The sequence below is a fragment of the Pseudoalteromonas sp. S558 genome (assembly GCF_005886635.1).
Lineage (GTDB): Bacteria > Pseudomonadota > Gammaproteobacteria > Enterobacterales > Alteromonadaceae > Pseudoalteromonas > Pseudoalteromonas aliena.
Map to the genome: position 1 here is coordinate 1 of NZ_PNDU01000013.1, position 18,568 is coordinate 18,568.

General features: G+C 39.3%; 11 protein-coding genes. 7 read left to right on the plus strand and 4 right to left on the minus strand.

Annotated elements, in window-relative coordinates; all coding sequences use genetic code 11:
• The first annotated feature begins 282 nt into the window (after positions 1 to 282).
• The gene (locus tag CWB66_RS01060; protein WP_138584007.1) at positions 283 to 792 is read left to right on the plus strand and encodes a GNAT family N-acetyltransferase; all 510 of its coding nucleotides are present in this window, start codon (positions 283 to 285) and stop codon (positions 790 to 792) included.
• A 41-nt stretch (positions 793 to 833) separates the two neighbouring features.
• Here the strand turns inward: CWB66_RS01060 and CWB66_RS01065 are convergent, their stop codons facing one another.
• From CWB66_RS01065 to CWB66_RS01080, 4 genes are all read right to left on the minus strand, one after another.
• On the minus strand, positions 834 to 1,220 hold the full coding sequence (locus CWB66_RS01065) for an MmcQ/YjbR family DNA-binding protein (protein ID WP_077538566.1): 387 nt from the start codon (positions 1,218 to 1,220) through the stop codon (positions 834 to 836).
• Between the two features lie 184 nt (positions 1,221 to 1,404).
• Positions 1,405 to 2,202, minus strand: coding sequence for a hypothetical protein (locus tag CWB66_RS01070; protein WP_138584008.1), 798 nt, complete (start codon positions 2,200 to 2,202; stop codon positions 1,405 to 1,407).
• Between the two features lie 18 nt (positions 2,203 to 2,220).
• Positions 2,221 to 2,766, minus strand: coding sequence for a hypothetical protein (locus CWB66_RS01075; protein ID WP_138584009.1), 546 nt, complete (start codon positions 2,764 to 2,766; stop codon positions 2,221 to 2,223).
• Entirely contained in the window at positions 2,763 to 4,034 is a 1,272-nt protein-coding gene (locus tag CWB66_RS01080; protein WP_138584010.1) for an SAM-dependent methyltransferase, read from the minus strand. The genes CWB66_RS01075 and CWB66_RS01080 overlap by 4 nt, the downstream gene beginning before the upstream one ends.
• Positions 4,035 to 4,171: 137 nt before the next feature.
• Here CWB66_RS01080 and CWB66_RS01085 point away from each other — a divergent pair, with 137 nt between their 5' ends.
• From CWB66_RS01085 to efpL, 6 genes are all read left to right on the plus strand, one after another.
• Positions 4,172 to 5,230 (plus strand): phytanoyl-CoA dioxygenase family protein, encoded by a 1,059-nt coding sequence (locus tag CWB66_RS01085; protein WP_138584011.1) that lies wholly within the window; start codon positions 4,172 to 4,174, stop codon positions 5,228 to 5,230.
• Between the two features lie 270 nt (positions 5,231 to 5,500).
• Positions 5,501 to 6,739, plus strand: coding sequence for an SAM-dependent methyltransferase (locus CWB66_RS01090; protein WP_138584012.1), 1,239 nt, complete (start codon positions 5,501 to 5,503; stop codon positions 6,737 to 6,739).
• A gap of 12 nt (positions 6,740 to 6,751) precedes the next feature.
• A complete protein-coding gene (locus CWB66_RS01095; protein ID WP_138584013.1) occupies positions 6,752 to 7,702 on the plus strand; it encodes a methionyl-tRNA formyltransferase in 951 nt (316 codons plus the stop codon).
• A gap of 654 nt (positions 7,703 to 8,356) precedes the next feature.
• The gene (locus CWB66_RS01100) at positions 8,357 to 8,971 is read left to right on the plus strand and encodes a phage tail protein (protein WP_138584014.1); all 615 of its coding nucleotides are present in this window, start codon (positions 8,357 to 8,359) and stop codon (positions 8,969 to 8,971) included.
• Between the two features lie 400 nt (positions 8,972 to 9,371).
• Positions 9,372 to 17,549 (plus strand): Ig-like domain-containing protein, encoded by an 8,178-nt coding sequence (locus CWB66_RS01105; RefSeq protein ID WP_252371698.1) that lies wholly within the window; start codon positions 9,372 to 9,374, stop codon positions 17,547 to 17,549.
• A gap of 146 nt (positions 17,550 to 17,695) precedes the next feature.
• Positions 17,696 to 18,268 carry an elongation factor P-like protein EfpL gene (efpL, locus tag CWB66_RS01110; protein WP_077538539.1) on the plus strand — a complete coding sequence of 191 codons (573 nt, stop codon included), beginning with the start codon at positions 17,696 to 17,698 and terminating at the stop codon, positions 18,266 to 18,268.
• The last annotated feature ends 300 nt before the right edge of the window (positions 18,269 to 18,568 follow it).

Genomic DNA, 18,568 nt, shown 5'->3' on the forward strand with positions numbered 1-18,568 from the left:
TCATTTATATGCTAGTAATACCAAAGTGCATAAATCTTTGAACAATTTAACGAATTAAATTGCACTATAACGTCGTTAAAAATTTTTTATTTAGAACAACTAGATACAAAAATTTTTGCCTAGTTCTAGCGTAATTTTCTTAACGTTAAATAGACCCCATATATAAGCAGATTGGTATAATACAAATTTTATTAAAAACATGATCATTCTATCGCATTAAATCACCCCATAACGTCGCTAAATAGACCCCATATTTAAGCCGATTAATATAAAAGGAAATATATGCAGTTATTTACAGAAAGACTCAGTATGCGGCAAATCACGCAGGCTGATTGGCCTCTTTTTTTAGAGCTTCATCAAGAGCCGGACGTGCTTTTATATTGTTTTGATAAGCCAAAAGACGCATTTGTGAAGCACCGATTTGAGCAACGCTTACCGACGTGGGATCCAAATTCGCGCCATCCGTTATGCTTTGTTGTTATAAATAATGAAACGCAGCAAGTGATAGGTGTTACTGGTTTTACTTATGATGGAGCAACTGCGGAGCTAGGGTATTTATTCTTGCCAAAATACTTCGCTAAAGGGTATGCAACAGAGTCGTTAAAAGCAGTCATTGAATGGGCGCAAAAAGCGTGTGGTATTAAACAGTTTAAAGCCGTGGTAACTCGGGGAAATGTAGGATCAGAAAATGTATTAAGTAAATGCGGACTCACATTGACTGATACAATTTTGCAAGCACACACAATTGCTAATAAATTATATGATGACCTTATTTATACGCTTAATATATAATCAAAATTAAATGGGCTAGTATGCAACTAGCCCGTTTAATTTTATAAATGGATTGCGATTGCGTTGCGATCTTTCTCCGGCATATTCTGCACAACTAAATCAAACGAATTATCAATCATACGTTCAATTTCACCTTGAGGAATTGAGCCATCTAAAATAACCGTATTCCATAAGCGTTTGTTCATGTGATAGCCTGGGATCACCGCAGGAAAAATGTCACGTAATGAAAGTGCTTCATCGGGATCACATTTTAAATTAAGCCACCAAATAGGGTCTCCATTGTCATTCGTTTCGCCATCGTTGCCAACGGCAAGGGTGGCAAACATTTTATGATTCACTTTATAAACGTCAACCTCTTGAGCAAATGGTTTTGTAACTTGAACAAGTGGCTTTTTAATTAAATACTCATGTACTCTTATTTGGTCCATGATCCATTCCTTGAAGTCATACTCGATACACATACCATAGCATTATTTTATTAGTTTTGTGATACGAAATATTATTTGTACTCATTTTTTCTTCATTAATACACTGAAGTAGTGGAAGTTATTAGTATTGACACAAAGAAAAACCCTATAAATACGAAAAAGTAACCAAGCTAACGCTATAGGGCTAGACAGTTTTCGGTAGCGATGAATAAGCAATTACAGCAGCGTCACGTTGAGTGAGATTGGGCCTCGTTGTATTGTGGCTATAAAGACGACAATATTCTATGGGATCGCCTTCGTGTGTTAAATAAGCTTCAGTGGTGAATTGCAGTAACGTCTCTTTCCAGCGCTTTACAATAGAGGGGGGTGGGTTTGGTAAAGCATTTAAAATGAGTTTAGATTCTTCAAAATTACTATTAATTGCCACATTAAGCATGTCATCGTTAGCAGCGGCTAGCCAACTAGCGCCATTAGTGCCTACGCAAAGTAATGGCATATAAGGTGCCAACGCTGGGCATACATTGTTTTTGTATATTTCAACTTGCCAGTATGGGCGCGCTATTTTTATAAATTGAGTAAAACTTTCAATTGTCGTAAATTTGGATGTTGCAAGAGGCAGAATTTCAACCCTAGGTTTATTCGCGTTCACCGTATCATTGGCAACATCAATATACCAAGGTCCAAGTATGAGCGCGTTTTGAAAGTACTCATCTCGTAGTGATCCCCAGGCCTTTTTTAAATCAGTACCTTGGTGAATGCATTCTTTTAATAAACTGAGCCCGAGCTTATCTGTGTGTGGTAATTGTGCTTGTAATAATGCAAACATTTCATCACGAATTTCTCTGCAACGTCCTATCGGATAAGGCTTGTTGGCAAAGTAAGGCATTTTAGGTGCAAGCTTTAAATCGACGACTAATCTTAGTTGTGCCAGATCGTTGCAGATCATTGTTAGCTGTTGTGGTGTGAAGTTATTATCAAGCACGTATATTTCCCAAAATCGTTATTGTAATTTGCTTAACTGGGTTTGTGTATAGGCGTCATTTCTTAGCCACCTTAACATGTTTGGATAACCGTTAGGGTGGTCTGGCTGTTCACACATAAACCACGAATATAAAAGAGGGTAACCAAAACCCGTGCTGTTGGTAAAGGCCTCGATTAAGTTATCAGATGCCCCTTTATAACCCTGCTCATGAAATAAAATATTCGGGGCGATATTTAAATAGCAAGCTGCAGCCCATGACCAAGCTATTGCGGTCATTTCTTCGGCCGCTTGATGATCATGGTTTTTCATATCTCCTGTTAAACACGTTCTTGTCGTTTCTGAGGTAACTGCAATATGACCTGCTTCATGAAGAATATCACCTGGGTATAACAGCTTTTCTAAATCAAGTAATAAAGTGCCTTGTTCTATTTTAAGGCCAGGTAAAAAAGTCTTTTCGTTTAACGTTTCATACCGGTGGTTTATACCTATATCAGTAAGAAAGGCTAAAATATTTTCAACCTCAGTTAACTGCTTATCTGTATTGTGTTCAGTGCTAATAGTCATAATGATTTGAGATTACTGTTAGTGACTAGCCAATGTTCAAATTCTTCAATACGTTGACTTTGATAAAGTGCTGCCGTTGTTTCATGGTACGGCAGCGTTAATGAATCTAGTAGCTCTGTCCATAATGCCCATTCATCGTCGGCTATGCTGAAGGAGTGACCGCATTTAGCTGCTTGCGCATGCTCAAACATACGCTTTACACCAGGCAATCCCAAGTTATTGAGATCTGTAAATCTTGCCAATTCATTCATCGTTTTAATCGTGTTTTTTATTGGGAATGTAAATATAAAGTCTGCATTGTTAGGTGTTATGTATTCATAATGAATAGCTTCACCGCCACGAAGCTGCGCATCATGAGGTAAAAAAGTCAGCGGTATATTTAAACTACATTGGTTTTCAGTGAGTTTATGGTGTTTGTATACTTGAATGTCGGTTGTTAGTTTGAGTCTGTAATTAGTATCAACGCCATTTGGGATCAGCATATTACCTTTGAAAGAAGATGCGTCTCCTGCATTTAAACGCCTTGCTTCGTCGATGTTTAAGCAATAAAACTCTTTTAGGAGTATATCAGTGGTAGTACTCCCTTCTATAGACAATAAAGATTTAAAAGGTGTTAGCCATGCCTTTAAAGAAATATTTTGTGGGATCAAGGTGCCAGAATTATGCAGGTATTGGCATAAATGAGCAAAAATAAAAACTTGGGGTTCTCGCTTTAATAGCGCTGTCATAGTTTCTGAAATAATGATGTCAAATTGCTGAGAGGGGGGCGCTTGCCAGCAAGTTGCGTCATCACACGTAATTGCAACAATGTTTTGGGTGATTGAAAAGTGCTTTACTAGCTTTTTAATTGCACTGATGTTTTCTGGATGAATGTCAATGAGTGTGACTTTTATACGTGAGTTTGTGGCAAGACCTAAATAAGGAATAAGTAACGTGCCATAAGGACCTGTACCGGCATAAAGAACATGAATATCATCAGTCGTTGCTTTTAAACGTTCTTCAATAGCGAGTTTAACACCTTGCATAAAGATTTGCGTACGAAGAGTTTCTTCTATGCATTTAGCTGCTTGTACGGGAGAAATTGCAACGCCTTGGGATGTATTTTCATCATTCCAGTCATTCATATCTAAGTCAGTTGAAATAGACGTAATATTCCCTAAGTAATTTTTTAAATCGTTGATAAAAGGCTTCATCAAGCCCGCATCGGCTGGCTCATTTAGCAAATGTGTAATCGCATTGCGGTATCTGTTCAGTAACTCACTATCCATATCACTCTCTGTATTTAGCTACAAAAATCGTTGCTTGCAATAATATAGCACTCTATTCTAATTAAGTTTAGTCAGCGTTAAGAAATCAATTTAAGGTGTTCTAGTTGTCTGAAATCAGGCAAGAAAAAGGAGTTATTATGCAAAATGAGTTGATAGCAAAAGTGCCACCTCCGCACACAATAACGCAGAATACACTTCCTTGTTATAAAGAAACTGGGAGCTTAGGCCTATTTCAATTAAAGCGAATGTGGCACAAAGCACAGTTACAAAAACAAGGCTGTGCGGATAAAAAAATAATAGAAGACGAATGGTCGCTTGATGTCATGATAATGGACACTCTAGGCTTAGGGCTCACACCGACTATAGAGTCTATTTTTGCGAGTGATAGTTTTTTCGAATTTGAAAGTTGGGTAAAAAAAACGCATGGTAGAGCTATTTCAAACGCAAAAATAAATCAGCTTAATAAAAACATTGTTTCATTTTTTGAGAAAGCAGACATAAAAAATGAAACAGTATTAGTAGAGACGCCTCGTTACTCTATTTTAACGCCACTGCAGTGGCAAAGCTGGGATGATAATGGTTATGTTATTATTCCAGCGTTGGTGCCAAAAAAATTATGTGAAGACGTTTGTAATATGCTTTATGAACGTTTAAAAATGGATAAAAACAACCCCGCTTCATGGTATAGCTGTCATGCGCTTAAACAGGGGGTTATGGTACAAATATTTAATGATATAACCATGCAAGTTATACGCTCTCTTCCTCAAGTTCGAGATGTTTTTGAGCAACTTTGGGGAAGAGAAAACTTAATAGTAAGCACTGATAGGATTAGTTTTAATCCACCGCAGACAGAAAGTTGGCAGTTTCCTGGGCCAAATCTTCACTGGGATATAAACTTTAATAAACCACTCACCTTTGCAACGCAAGGGTTGTTGTACCTTACTGACGTTGCCGCTGAGCAAGGTGCGTTTAGTTGTGTACCTGGCTTTCATAAAAAAATAGATAACTGGCTAGCTAACTTACCTAAAAATACTAATCCACACTCTTTTAATTTCGATAAATGCCTCAGCACTCCATTAGCGGCAAAAGCAGGTAGCTTAATTGTTTGGCGACATACATTACCGCACGGTAGTTGTCCAAATAAGGGAAGTAGACCTCGTATTGTACAATATATAAACATGGCTCCATTAAAGTAAGTAGCTAAAGACTCGCTATGAGTAATAAACAATGCCGTGTAATAAAGTGTAATATTTTTTACAGCAAGTTTGTGGCATATTGTTTTTTATAAATGCCATTTAATCAATGGTTTAGTAATTTCTTCTTAGTTTATTATTTAAAGTAACTATTATTGATATTTATGCAAAAATAATTGCGTTCTAAGCCTTGTGGGTTAAAATGTTAGCTGAATGTAGTATTAACGAATGAAGGTTTTACATGGCAATCAAAATTCAAGGAAATGCTTAATTATGAAAACATATAGCTCTCATCCTAAAGCGTGTTTGGAATATGCAGAGCCCCACATTGATGAGCTATTAAAACATTCAATACGTACCCAGCTTGAGTCTCTTCTAAAATCTAAATTAACAACTGAACAACGCCAGCAAGTTTTGCAAAAAAGCTTTATTGATACAATGACTTTGGTATTGAGCAATACGCAAGTCGAACACCTTCAATTAGTGAACGCTTTTGAGTCTATGTATGATCATGCAGTGCAATCAATGGCATTAGCACAGCTCAGCCAGGAGCAGTTAACGCGGCAATATGTCTCAACATCCGGTTTAATTATGTCTCCCCACAACTGCAAACACACCATAAAAGATGTATATCGCATTCAAGGTTATGCACGTGGGATTGATCAAGCGATAGAAAGCAAGCTTAAGCACTCATCTTCCATCACCATTTTATACCCCGCCTGTGGCCCATTTGCACCGTTGCTGCTGCCTTTGTTGAGTTACTATAAAGAGAGTACTAAATTTACGTCAAAGCAGGTCAACGTAATTTTGGTAGATGTACATCCTGGCGCAATATTATCTTTGCAGCAGTTAGTTAAAGATTTACAACTTGACGATTATGTTTTGCGAATTGAAGAAGCTGATGCTACTCAGTATCACCCTACTGAGTCGATAGATATTCTTGTGCTAGAGGCAATGCAGCATGGCTTCACGAAAGAAGGGCAGCTAAGTATTGCCAAACATCTGGTGCAATTTTTAACCATTGATGGTTGGATGATCCCACAAAATGTCTCAGTGAAAGGCATGATGGTGATAGGAGAAACCGAGTTTAATCAACAATGGAAAGATGTAGATTACAGTCATTCGATCACTATTAATAAAAGCGCACAGCAAGATAGAGTTGAACTCGGTGAAATTTTAAGCATTAACAAATCAACGTTGTTAAATATGCAGGAACTTGAGCTGCAGGACGGCGTAAAAGTTATTCCTGCAAATCAAATAACTTTACCCAGTGATATTCAAGATATGAATAAACGTATTTTCGCTATTTATATGCATATCAACACATTTGCTGATGAGAGTGTTGGTCAGTATGACTCAGGTATTACACACCCAAGGCCTGATATGACATTTTATATAGACGTTAAACCCAGAGATATTGAACACACTCATTTTGTTGCCAATAGCGGTGATACTGTGCAGTTTTATTATCAATTAACTGGTTTGCCAGGATTTATTTCCGCAAAAGTTTAAAAAGGAGCATTTATGCGAGGTAAAATAGCCTTCTTTACTGGCAGTACATTCTCAGTACCCGCTATACAATCTCTTATTCAATTAAATAAGTTAGCGTGTGTTGTGCTGGTGGAGCCGCAAGGTAACCCTGACCTTCTACAGCTTACAGCGCTCTTAGAGCAATCCAACGTGCCTATGGTACAGTATTCATCATTTGATGAACTTAAAGTCATCTCAGAGTTAGATGGATATCAAGCGGGAATAGGTATCGTTTATTTATTTAGGCATAAGTTGAGCGAGCGTATTATTAGCTTTTTTAGTGGAGACATTTTTAATTTACATCCCAGTGAATTGCCCCGCTACCGAGGCCCACTGCCATTGTATTGGCAAATAAGGCACGGAAAAACACAATGCGTATTAACACTTCATCGGCTCACTAAATATGTTGATTCAGGGCCTGTTGTAACTAGTCAAACAGTAGATATTCATCCATTTGATACATTGCAGAGTTTATCTCATCAAATTTCTCAAGTCGTACCCGCTGTAATTAACACGCTATTAATTCAGTTAGAGAGTAACGCTATTGTCAGTACTGAACAATCTACTATTGAGAATATGCCATCAGCGCCCTTTTTTAGTGAACAAGATTTACTTATTGATTGGCGAACTCATACCTCAGAAAACATAGTGTGTATGGCTCGAGCTGGTAACGTTGATTTCGGTGGTGCCAGAATACAGCTAGAAAATAACTTGTTTCAATTGTTGCAAGCAACGCAGTTGAAAACTGAATATTCTGGTATTAATGCAGGGACTGTCATAGAGGTCAGTATGATGGCTGGCTTACTCATAAAAAGTATTGATGGCGCAGTACGTCTAGATATCATTGCAACTCCTTATGGGGTTTTTGACGGATATAAATTTGCAACATTATACAACTTAGATGCGGGTACAAGTTTTCATCAAACAACACAAAGAACATTATAAAGTTTTGGTATTGCTTAATTGATAGGAATTTTATGGATTCGAATTGGTGTTTTCTCTCTGTTTTCTAACTATGCATTGTTTAATGTAGAGGATAATAAAATGAACGTTAAGATATCGATTTTTAATAATTACGCCTATGACTTAGTTTTAGCCTCATATTGCAATGGTACATTGCCATCATTGGTTTCGAATGATTTGGTGACGGTGATTTAGCGTAAAAGGCGCGCGAGGTAGTCAATGTAAATAGCGGCGAATGTGTCATTTTAGAAATACCGGGTTTAAACAGTGTTCTGATCCAACATCTGGGCACTGACAAACTTATTGACTGCCATGACCGTTTTTGTATGTCGCTCGACGAGTTCGATTTGTGCGAGCAGTCCGTATTATTAAAATGTGCTAATAAAGAGGCTTACTGGTGTTTTGCTAATGAAGTTGAAACTGCAGAACTTAAAATGAGTGTAAATTTACTGTGCACAGTATGCATCGACAGTGAATAGACGGAGCTGTTAGGGCTACCTCTTTACCTGAATTTTATATTTTCGCATCCGATGTTTCAGTAGTTAATTAGCATAAATGAATAATTAAATTGAGAATTGAGTTAATCGTTAAGTATCAGTACTTTTTACAATAACTAAGTAAATGAAGGAATTAATTATGTCTACTGAATCATTTATAGGGTCTATGGTGCCTTTTGCAGGTACTTTTGCTATTCAAAACTTTACACCGTGTCAGGGCCAACTTATAGCAATTGGGCAATCACAGGCTTTGTATTCATTATTAGGAACTACTTTTGGTGGTGACGGGCGGACGACCTTTGGGGTGCCTGATTTAAGGGGGCGTTCACCTATTGGGCATGGACACCGCCCAGGAGGAGGCAGCTATAGTCTTGGTCAAATGGCAGGAAGTGAAATGACGGCGTTGAGTGCTGATAATTTAGCTCAACACAGTCATGCCGCAACTTTTACACCTACTGGTGGGGGAAGTGTAGGTGGTAACTTTCAAGTAGCGACAAACGGAGCGAATAATACGACTCCTGATGCCGATAGCTATTTAGCTGTTGCAGCAAGTTCTATTTACTTTAAACCGTCGGGCTTTGCTCCAGCTACATTGACTGATATTAAAGGGTTAACTGTTGATAGCGGAACCAGCTCTGGAGGGGCCGTTACGGTAGAGAATACTGGCCGTGGGGAGGCGTTTAGCATTTTGAACCCCATCATTGCGATAAATTGGTTAATGACTACTGATGGAATTTACCCTGCACGTAGTTAATAAATAAAAGATTGTTAGCATATTTTACACAACGTATGCTTTTTTATAGATAATAATTTTAGTTTAGTAAGGAATATCATGAGGTTGGATTTAATTATCCCTGCACTTGAAATCATCAATACATCTTTAATTAATAAAGATATATCAGGGTTTACATTAATGGGTTTTATAATTTGTGGCATATTGCGAAGAGTAACCACGCACAAAACAAGTCAGAGGTTATTGAATTCAGCTTCTATTCAAACCAACACTTATACTGCTTTTCGAGTTGAAAATTTACTCAGGGGAATTCGAAAGCACTCACTGTTTAACAAAAATATAATTAAACGTTTTATAGAAATTATATGCTCCCCTTGTGTGCAAATCATCACACCTAACTTACTATTTATAGAGACTAATTATGAAGTTAAATAAAATAGCTTCGGCATGTGCAGCCGCAGGTTTATCTGTCCTTACCTTGTCTTCTCATGCGGTATTGGCAGCACAGAAGACGATTGATTACACCGCAGGCTCAGGTGCAAGCCTTAGCGATGTTAGAGATGGCTCAAATGGAGTGAGTAATGTAATATTAGACACTGCAGGGGATTTAACTTTTATATTAGATGCAGGTGAGGCGAGTGCGTTTACGGGATTTAACGATTGGAGAATTTCTAATGGTATAGGCACTATTTCTACCACCATGCTAGATAATACATTTACCAACGAACCAAGCAGAGGCGTTAAGTTTTATAGCAGCGGTGGAGAAAACTTTAGTTTTGATGCGATAAAGTTTAATCAGCAAACAGAGACGACGGGCAATCACTTTATTAAGTTAACGGGTCATTCTGATGGCTCCTCAACTGTAACAGTGACGATAACACCCGACAATGCGGGGGTTAATAATGAATTTACATTGAGTCGTTCATCTCACTTTACTAATGCACTTTGGCAAGATGTTGATGCCGTAACGATAGAGTTTCCACATAATAACCCTGACAATTCAATTAAATATGATGGCCGCTTTGCGATTGTTGATATTGTGGTTGACGATGCTGTTGCATCAAACTCCGCCCCAGCTGTTGATTTAAATGGTGGGATTCCAGGTACAGGGAGTTTTTCGGCGTTTACTGAAGGCAGCCCTGCTACCGTGATTGCACCCGATGCTGAAGCCGGTGATAGTGATGGCGACTCAATAACAACAATAACCGTTGCATTAACAAATGATCAAGATGGCGCCTCAGAAGGTCTTAATGTATCTGCCAGTGCGCAAAATGCACTGAGTGGAATTAGTGGTGCATCAGATATTAGTTTACAAGATACAATTTCTATTACAGGTGCAACTGCAACAACGGCTGAAGTTACCACTTTCCTTAAAGCAATCACGTATAACAATACCAGTTCGTCGCCCAACACAACTTCGCGGACAGTATCAGTTGTTATCAATGATGGCACTGAAAACAGTACTAGCCGTACCGCGACAATTTCAGTGGCTAATCTTACAGCAGCTAGCTCTACAGCAGCGGGTTTTAGCACCTTAGATGGTACAAATTTAAATCCGGCAATAACGTTTAGTAGTGACTCCGAAACATTAACGATAAGCAATCCATCACATATTACAGGTTCAGTGGCTGATGGTGGTACTGGTACAGATACCATTCACGTTCCGACTGGATCCGATTTAACGGCTTTTACTACATTAACAGGCTTTGAAACATTATCAGTGCCTAGCAGCGCTACTTTAACGCTAAGTGAAGCGCAGCATGAGCAATTTACAACGATTTCGGGGAGCGGAGCTCCTGTCTTTACGATTACAGCAGGCAGTGGGGGCGATGCAAATTTAACGGCAAATAGCGCGATTGTAACATACGTTTTAAATACACCCATTGCATTAACGCTTGTAGACAGAGACCAGTCTGTTACAGGTAGTAATTTAGCTGATTCAGTCGATATTTCTAACTTTGCGTACAGAGGAACCCTCGATGGTGGGGATGGTACTGATACACTTCTACTTATCGATGGTGCAAGTATAGCCGCTGCGACAATCTCAAACTTTGAAACACTTAATTTGAGCGGCGGTGGATCTCTGACTATGAAAGTAGCGCAGCATAACGCGTTTACTACAATCACAGGCTTAGGCACTGATCAAATTACCATTTCAGACGCAACTAATGGTTTAATTGCTGCGAATGATATTGAAACGTATGTACTCGGTAGTGCAAACACAATTGCCTTATCAAATGGCTCACAAAATATAACCGGCAGCACAGGCAATGATACGGTAAATATTGCAGGTTTAACGGTTACAGGTACACTCAATGCAAATGGTGGTACCGATACATTAAGCATGGCAACAGGTGCCGACACCACAAGTGCTACAGTGTCTAGTTTTGAAAATTTAACCCTCGCAGCAAACTCATCGGTGGCTTTATCTGCAGCGCAAGTGGGTACATTTACAGGTGCGATTACAGCGCCAGGCGCTGAAACGATTACGGTTTCGGGTGATGGTAACTTTACAACACTTAGCAATATTGAAGCGTTTAACGTTGGTGATGATTCAACAAATACACGAACAATTACGTTAGGTTCTTCGTCTGTTAATGTAACAAGCGCATCAACAACCGACGCAAATACGTTTGATGTCAGTGGATTAACGTTTACTGGCACAATAACAGGTGAAGCAAGCGTTAACGATACGCTGTCTATCAGTAATACGGGAGATATTACCGCTGCAACAGTTTCCAATATTGAAAACCTAACACTTAGCAGTGGTGCAAGGGTTTCAATGACGCGTTCGCAACATGCAGGTTTTACAGGCACTATATCTGCAATAGGTTCTGAAACAATTGATGTTTATGGCGATGGTGATTTTTCTACTTTCAGTGATGTTGAAACTTACAACGTATTTGATGACTCTTCAAACAGTAGAACAATTACGATAGTCTCAGCGACTCAAAGTATAATAGATAGATCTAGTAATACAGCGATGACCTTTGCACTTGGTGGCGCTGGGTTTAGTGGTTCATTAACCTCAGAGCTAAATGCTGCAGATAAGGTGAGTGTCACTGACGGTGCTGACGTGACTTCTGGCTCATTCTTTAATATTGGTACATTAAGCTTAGCCTCTACAGCGACAGTAGCAATTGATGTTAATAATATTAATGATTTTAATACTGCCATTACAGGCTCTGCTGGCGCTGATACGCTAAAACTTATGGATGGTGGTATTTTTAATTTTTCCAGCACCACGGTATCGGGTATTGAAAATCTGGCAATCGGCACTAATAGCAACACGACTATCACCTTAATCGATAATTTTAATACTGATGCTGGCGTTGTGTCTTTTTCTAATGCTAGCGGCAGTGCAATTACAGCCGCAGTGACCCTAGATGCAAGTGCATTTAGCGCCGACATTTTAATAATGACCTCATCAGATTTTAATGGTGATGATATACTCAAAGGCGGTACAGGCGCTGATACTTTACGCCCAGGCACTGGTATAGATACGTTAACAGGTAACGCAGGTAATGATAATTTTGTAGGTAGCTCATCTCAATTATCAGGCGATACCATTACCGATTTAGCCGCAGGCGATCGTATTACTATTACTGGTATCACAGGGCTTTCAGCCAGTAACGTGCGTTTTAATGGCACGAGTACATTAGAAGTAGATACCAACGCCACCGATTTTAATATTTCTGAACTGACTCTTTCACTTACTAATGCGCCTGGCAATGATTTAGCCTTTACGGTTGCTGATAGCGGCTCAGATTCCGTTATTACATTTATTTCAGCAAACTCAGCACCTACATTTAGTTCGCTTAATGGCGGCGCTACATTTATCGAAAATGGCAGTGCAGTGATAATAGATAGCGATATGACAATTGCAGATGCAGAGCTTGATGCACTTAATGGCAACGCTGGGGATTACAATAATGCTAGCTTGACTATTCGACGACGCGGCGGTGCGAGTGCCGAAGATCGATTTGGTCATTCGGGGCTATTAGGGACGTTAACTGAAGGCAATACATTTAGTTACAATGCTAATAATATAGGGACTGTTACCACAAACTCGGCAGGCACTTTAACGCTAACATTTAATAGCAATGCTACTTCTGCAATCGTAGATTCTGTTGCGCAAGCAATTACCTACGCCAATAACTCAGATATTCCTCTAAATGCAACTGTGCTTGACTATACCTTTAATGATGGAGTCGTAGATAGCACAGGTACTAATCAGGCGTCAGTTACTATTACCTCGGTTAACGATGCGCCTACGGTATCAGCAGTGGGGGCTAATCCAACCTTTACAGAAAATGGCTCAGCAGTGGGGATTTTCTCTTCAGCTTCTATTAGTACGGTTGAGAGTGGGCAAGATATTGAACAAATATCACTAACAATAACTAATGTAAAAGACACGGGTCATGAGTTCCTTCAATTTGGCACCGATCTTATCAACTTAGAGCATAATGCATCGGGCACGTACTCGGGGGCCGTTAATTTTAGCTACGTGGTCTCGTTAAGTGGTTCAACAGCAACGGTAACGGTTACCGCAACCGATTCAGCTGCGGTGTGGCAAAACTATGTGCCGTTTTTACAATATAAAAACACCAGTGAATCACCAACCACCGATAATAGAGTTGTTACACTTACATCAATAAAAGACAGCGGCGGCACCGCTAATGGTGGCGCTGATAGAGCAATTGGCAGTTTTGGATCCTCTACAGTTAGCGTCGTGGGTGAAAACAATGCACCTACTGATATCAACCTTTCAAGCTCTACGATTAGTGAATCAATTGTTGGTGCCGGTGCTGATGTTGGATTATTAACAACGACTGATCCCGATTCGAGCAGTCATACTTATTCGTTAGTTTCATCAACGTCATTGGCTGCGGGCAGCTGTACTGCAAGTACAGGCAATAGCTCTTTCCAAATCAATGGCAATACGTTAGAAACAAAAGCCGCATTGCCACTGGGTATTTACACTGTTTGTATACAAACAAACGATAGTGCTGCGACCTTGAAAAAATCATTTGCTATTACCGTAACTGAAGCGCCTAAACCAACTAACCCTGAAATCAGTGGCGCACCAGTAACAAAAGTAAACCAAGGTGAGGCTTATAGCTTTACACCAACAGCAACGGATCCACAAAATAAAGCACTGACGTTTAGTATTGCTAATAAGCCAAGTTGGGCGAGTTTTAGTAGCGCGACGGGTAATTTATTGGGTACTCCCGTTAAAACTGACGTAGGGCTCTACCCTAATATCGCCATTACTGTGAGTAACGGTAGCGAGCAAGCAAGCTTGCCACCTTTCAATTTAGAAGTGGTATCAACAAATAGTGCTCCGGTTGCGTCGAATTTAAGTTTAGAGCTTGATGAAGATTCTAATATCAGTTTTTCCCCTGATATTACGGATGTGGACTCAGATACGTTGACAATTAGCGCTGTGTCGCAGCCTCAATTTGGTACATTAACCAAACAAGCCAATACATTCACGTATACACCTAATGCAAATTATTTTGGCCCTGATAGTTTTAATTATCTTGTAGATGATACAAAGGAAAAATCTGCTATTGCCACGGTGAACTTTACGGTAGCTTCTATTAATGATGCGCCAATTGCCAATCCAGATAGTTATTCATTAAATAGCAACGCTGATAATAGCTACCCACTTGATGTGCTAGTTAATGATACAGATGTTGATGACGATGAATTAGTTATTGTTAGCGCCAATGCAAGCGTGGGGTCGGTGCGAATTGAAAATGGATCGCTGATTTATCAGGCTCAGGCAAGCACTAAAGGGGCTATTCAAATTAACTATTTGATTGAAGACCCTGATAAAGAAACAAGTAGAACAACAGCAACATTAACGTTAAATAATCAAGCAGACAATGTGCCAACGATCGAAACGCCGGCTGATATTGATGTTAATGCAAAAGGGTTGTTTACTAAGGTCAAGTTAGGTGTCCCTTCGGCAACGGATAGCGAAGGTAATAAATTAGCGGTTTCATTAGTTAACCCAAGTTTGTTGTATGCGCCAGGTAAGCATTTAGTTTACTGGAAAGCTGTAGACAGCAGCGGGCTTGAAGCAATCGCAACGCAAAATGTAAACGTGAGTCCGCTTATTTCGCTTAGTAAAAATAGCGAAATAGCTGAGAATAAAACACATAGCTTTAATGTGTTTTTAAATGGTGAAGCACCAAGTTATCCAGTGACCATTGCCTATGAAGTATCGGGTACTGCTGATAGCTCTGATCATGATTTAGTGTCGTCAGAGTTGGTTATTAACAGTGGCACGCAGGGACAAGTTAATTTTACAACGTATGCAGACTCCGAAACGGAAGGCAATGAAACCGTTGTAATTACACTGGCAGATACACTAAATTTAGGTGCGAAGTCTTCAGCAACAATCACTATTGTTGAAAATAATGTAGCACCTACTATTAGTACCAGTATTACACAAGGTTCTCAACAAAGATCACTTGTTACCATAGGTAATGATCTTGTCACGATTAAAGCTGTTGCTCAGGATGCAAATCCGAACGATAACGTAACGTTAAAGTGGGTATCAGAGGATAATAAACTTCTTAATACAAGCGCAAATGAAAACGAATTTGTTTTTTCAACACAATCACTAACTCCTGGTATTTATAAAGTAACGGTAACAGCGCAAGACTCTGGCGAGCCAAGTCTCTCAACAACAAAAGATGTTTACGTTGAAGTATTAACCTCACTTGAGGCGCTAGGGCAGGAAGATTCCGATGGTGACCTTATCCCAGATGCACAAGAAGGTTACGGTGATAGTGACGGTGATGGCATTCCTGATTATTTAGATGCAATTAGTGAATGTAATGTCATGCAAGAACAAGTTAAAGACAGTGATAAGTTCTTAGTAGAAGGCGAGCCGGGCGTTTGCGTTAGAAAAGGGGTTACAGTTTCACAAAATGCAACGGGCGGTGTTCAGTTGCTTGATAGTGAATTACCTGAAGATGAAGGCGCGGTAAATACAGGCGGACTATTTGATTTTATCGCAACAGGTTTACCTAATGCTGGAGATACTTACAGCATAGTAATACCGCAAAGAAAACCAATCTCACAAAACTCTGTTTACAGAAAATTAAAAGAGGGACAGTGGATTGATTTTGATACATCAGGTGACAACCAATTACTCTCTACAGCGGGTGAACCTGGCTATTGTCCTCCACCAAGAAGCAGTGAGTGGGCGCAAGGGCTTACTGAAGGCGCTTGGTGTGTGCAATTACAAATTGTTGATGGTGGCCCTAATGATGACGATGGCAAAGCGAATCGCTCAATAGTCGACCCTGGTGGTGTTGCAATTGTTCGCACATCGAACCAGCTTCCTGAGGCTAATCAAGATGAGATAACAATTGGTGCAGGGGAATCAACGACTATTGATGTATTAAAAAATGATACAGATATGGACGGCGATATACTTACTTTAAGCGGCGCGACGGCTGATTTTGGTGATGTAAGTATTGTTGATGAGCAGTTACTGTATACCCCACCAGCTGGATTTGTTGGTGTTGCGATTATTGAATATAGTATTAGTGATGGCAAAGGGGGCACATCAAACAGCCAAGTTAAAGTTAACTTAGTTATAAATAATGCACCAACAGCTGTTTTTGATTCGGCAACAACCACAGATAACACATCGATAGAAATAGATGTACTTCGTAATGATTCAGATATTGATGGTGATGAATTATTTGTCGTTAATGCAGTTGCAGCTCAAGGCACAGTAACAATTAACATTAACGGCACTTTACAATACACACCTAAAAGCGGCTTTGACGGTGTTGATATTATTGATTACACAATAAAAGATAGCAAAGGTGCAAAGTCTACAGCACAAGTAAAAGTGACGGTTAGCGCTGTTAAATCAGTGGCCATCACTAATAAGTCATCAGGAGGAAGTATGGGAGGTTTGGGTTTATTACTGATTTCAGTACTTGTTATTAGTCGAAGAAGGTCAATGCTTCCAAGCTTTGCAATAGTAACGACCAGTTGCTTAATTAGCACCAGTGCAATGGCTGATACATGGTCGTTTGAGGCCACGCTAGGTGAGTCTAAAGCAAAGCATTCTTTAGTAACTAAGGACAACAAGGCTAATTTAGTTTCTATTGATGATACTGATACTAGCTGGTCAATTGGCGCTTATTATGACCTGTCACCCAATTGGGAAGTCGCTATAAGATATATTGATTTAGGTGAAGGTCGAGCCGATTTAACTGCCCAAACAGTGAAAGCTGATGCAGATAAATTACATCAAGATTATTCACGCTTTGTACCGGTGTTACCAAAAGGGGTGGCAGCTGAAGTAGGTTACCGACATATGCTTGCTGAATCTTTAAGTACAAAGGTATTTTTAGGCGCTTATCGTCATCAGTATAAAAGACAAAGTAGCATCACGGATGGAGCTCGCTTAGAGTATAAAGAACACGCTACGAAACCTTATATTGGTGCCGCTTTAGGTTATTCGGTTTATAAACAGACTGAATTATTACTAAAGTATACTTATTATAAAGTTTCAAAAAATGATGTAAGTGAGTTATCAGCGGGGATAAAAGTACGCTTTTAAGTTGATGCGTAGTGTGATCAGCGCCGCTATTAGCGGCGCTGAGCCACATATTTTTAAAAAGTATCACTAAGTTGTTTTGTTTCTATTGAAGATTCCTCAGTTCGTGGTATGTTTCTCGCAATCAAAAAAATAATAGGAATTCACCCATGCCAAAGGCGAGTGATGTTAAAAAGGGTACTGCCATTGATTTTAATGGCCGAGTTTTAGTTGTAAAAGATATTGTACGTTCTGTTCCACAAGGCCGTGCTGGTGGCAGCTTATACCGTATGCGTTTATACGACGTAGTAACGGGCAGTAAAGTTGACGAAACATTTAAAGACAGTGATATGTTAACGCTTGCCGATTTAACACGCCGTGAGGTGATGCTTTCTTATGTTGATGGCGACGAGTATGTATTCATGGATAATGAAGATTACACGCCATATAACTTAAACAAAGACGCGATAGCTGAAGAGATTCAGTTTGTTAATGAAGAAACACAAGGCGTACATGTGATTGTGATTGATGGCGCACCTGTAGGGCTCGATCTTCCTTCAAGTGTTGAACTGGTCGTTGAAGAGACTGACCCTTCTATTAAAGGTGCCTCTGCCAGTGCTCGCTCTAAGCCTGCACGTATGTCTACTGGCCTCAATATTTCGGTTCCAGAGCATATTTCAACAGGTGACCGTATCCGTATAAATACTGTTGAGCATAAATTTATGGGCCGTGCTGAAAAGTAGCTCACTTAAGTGAACATGTTTTTAACAATATTGATATAAGCTATAGATTGTAGTTTTAATAGCCGAGGTTTTATTATCTCGGCTTTTTTATGTCATGAGTTTATTGCTTTAAATTTGGTCAAATAGACGTTAAAATACTCGCCTTATTTTTAAGTGATGTTATACCAAGCGGCATAAATCTTTGATCAATTTAACGAATTAAATTGCACTATAAGGTCGTTAAAAATTTTTTATTTAGAACAACTAGATACAAAAATTTTTGCCTAGTTCTAGCGTAATTTTCTTAACGTTAATAAGACC

What these genes read in the sequence shown, in the direction of transcription:
- CWB66_RS01105 (WP_252371698.1), top strand. Translation starts at nt 9,372, where the DNA reads ATGAAGTTAAATAAAATAGCTTCGGCATGTGCAGCCGCAGGTTTATCT.
- CWB66_RS01075 (WP_138584009.1), bottom strand. Translation starts at nt 2,766, where the DNA reads ATGACTATTAGCACTGAACACAATACAGATAAGCAGTTAACTGAGGTT.
- CWB66_RS01065 (WP_077538566.1), bottom strand. Translation starts at nt 1,220, where the DNA reads ATGGACCAAATAAGAGTACATGAGTATTTAATTAAAAAGCCACTTGTT.
- CWB66_RS01080 (WP_138584010.1), bottom strand. Translation starts at nt 4,034, where the DNA reads ATGGATAGTGAGTTACTGAACAGATACCGCAATGCGATTACACATTTG.
- CWB66_RS01060 (WP_138584007.1), top strand. Translation starts at nt 283, where the DNA reads ATGCAGTTATTTACAGAAAGACTCAGTATGCGGCAAATCACGCAGGCT.
- CWB66_RS01090 (WP_138584012.1), top strand. Translation starts at nt 5,501, where the DNA reads ATGAAAACATATAGCTCTCATCCTAAAGCGTGTTTGGAATATGCAGAG.
- CWB66_RS01100 (WP_138584014.1), top strand. Translation starts at nt 8,357, where the DNA reads ATGTCTACTGAATCATTTATAGGGTCTATGGTGCCTTTTGCAGGTACT.
- CWB66_RS01085 (WP_138584011.1), top strand. Translation starts at nt 4,172, where the DNA reads ATGCAAAATGAGTTGATAGCAAAAGTGCCACCTCCGCACACAATAACG.
- efpL (WP_077538539.1), top strand. Translation starts at nt 17,696, where the DNA reads ATGCCAAAGGCGAGTGATGTTAAAAAGGGTACTGCCATTGATTTTAAT.
- CWB66_RS01095 (WP_138584013.1), top strand. Translation starts at nt 6,752, where the DNA reads ATGCGAGGTAAAATAGCCTTCTTTACTGGCAGTACATTCTCAGTACCC.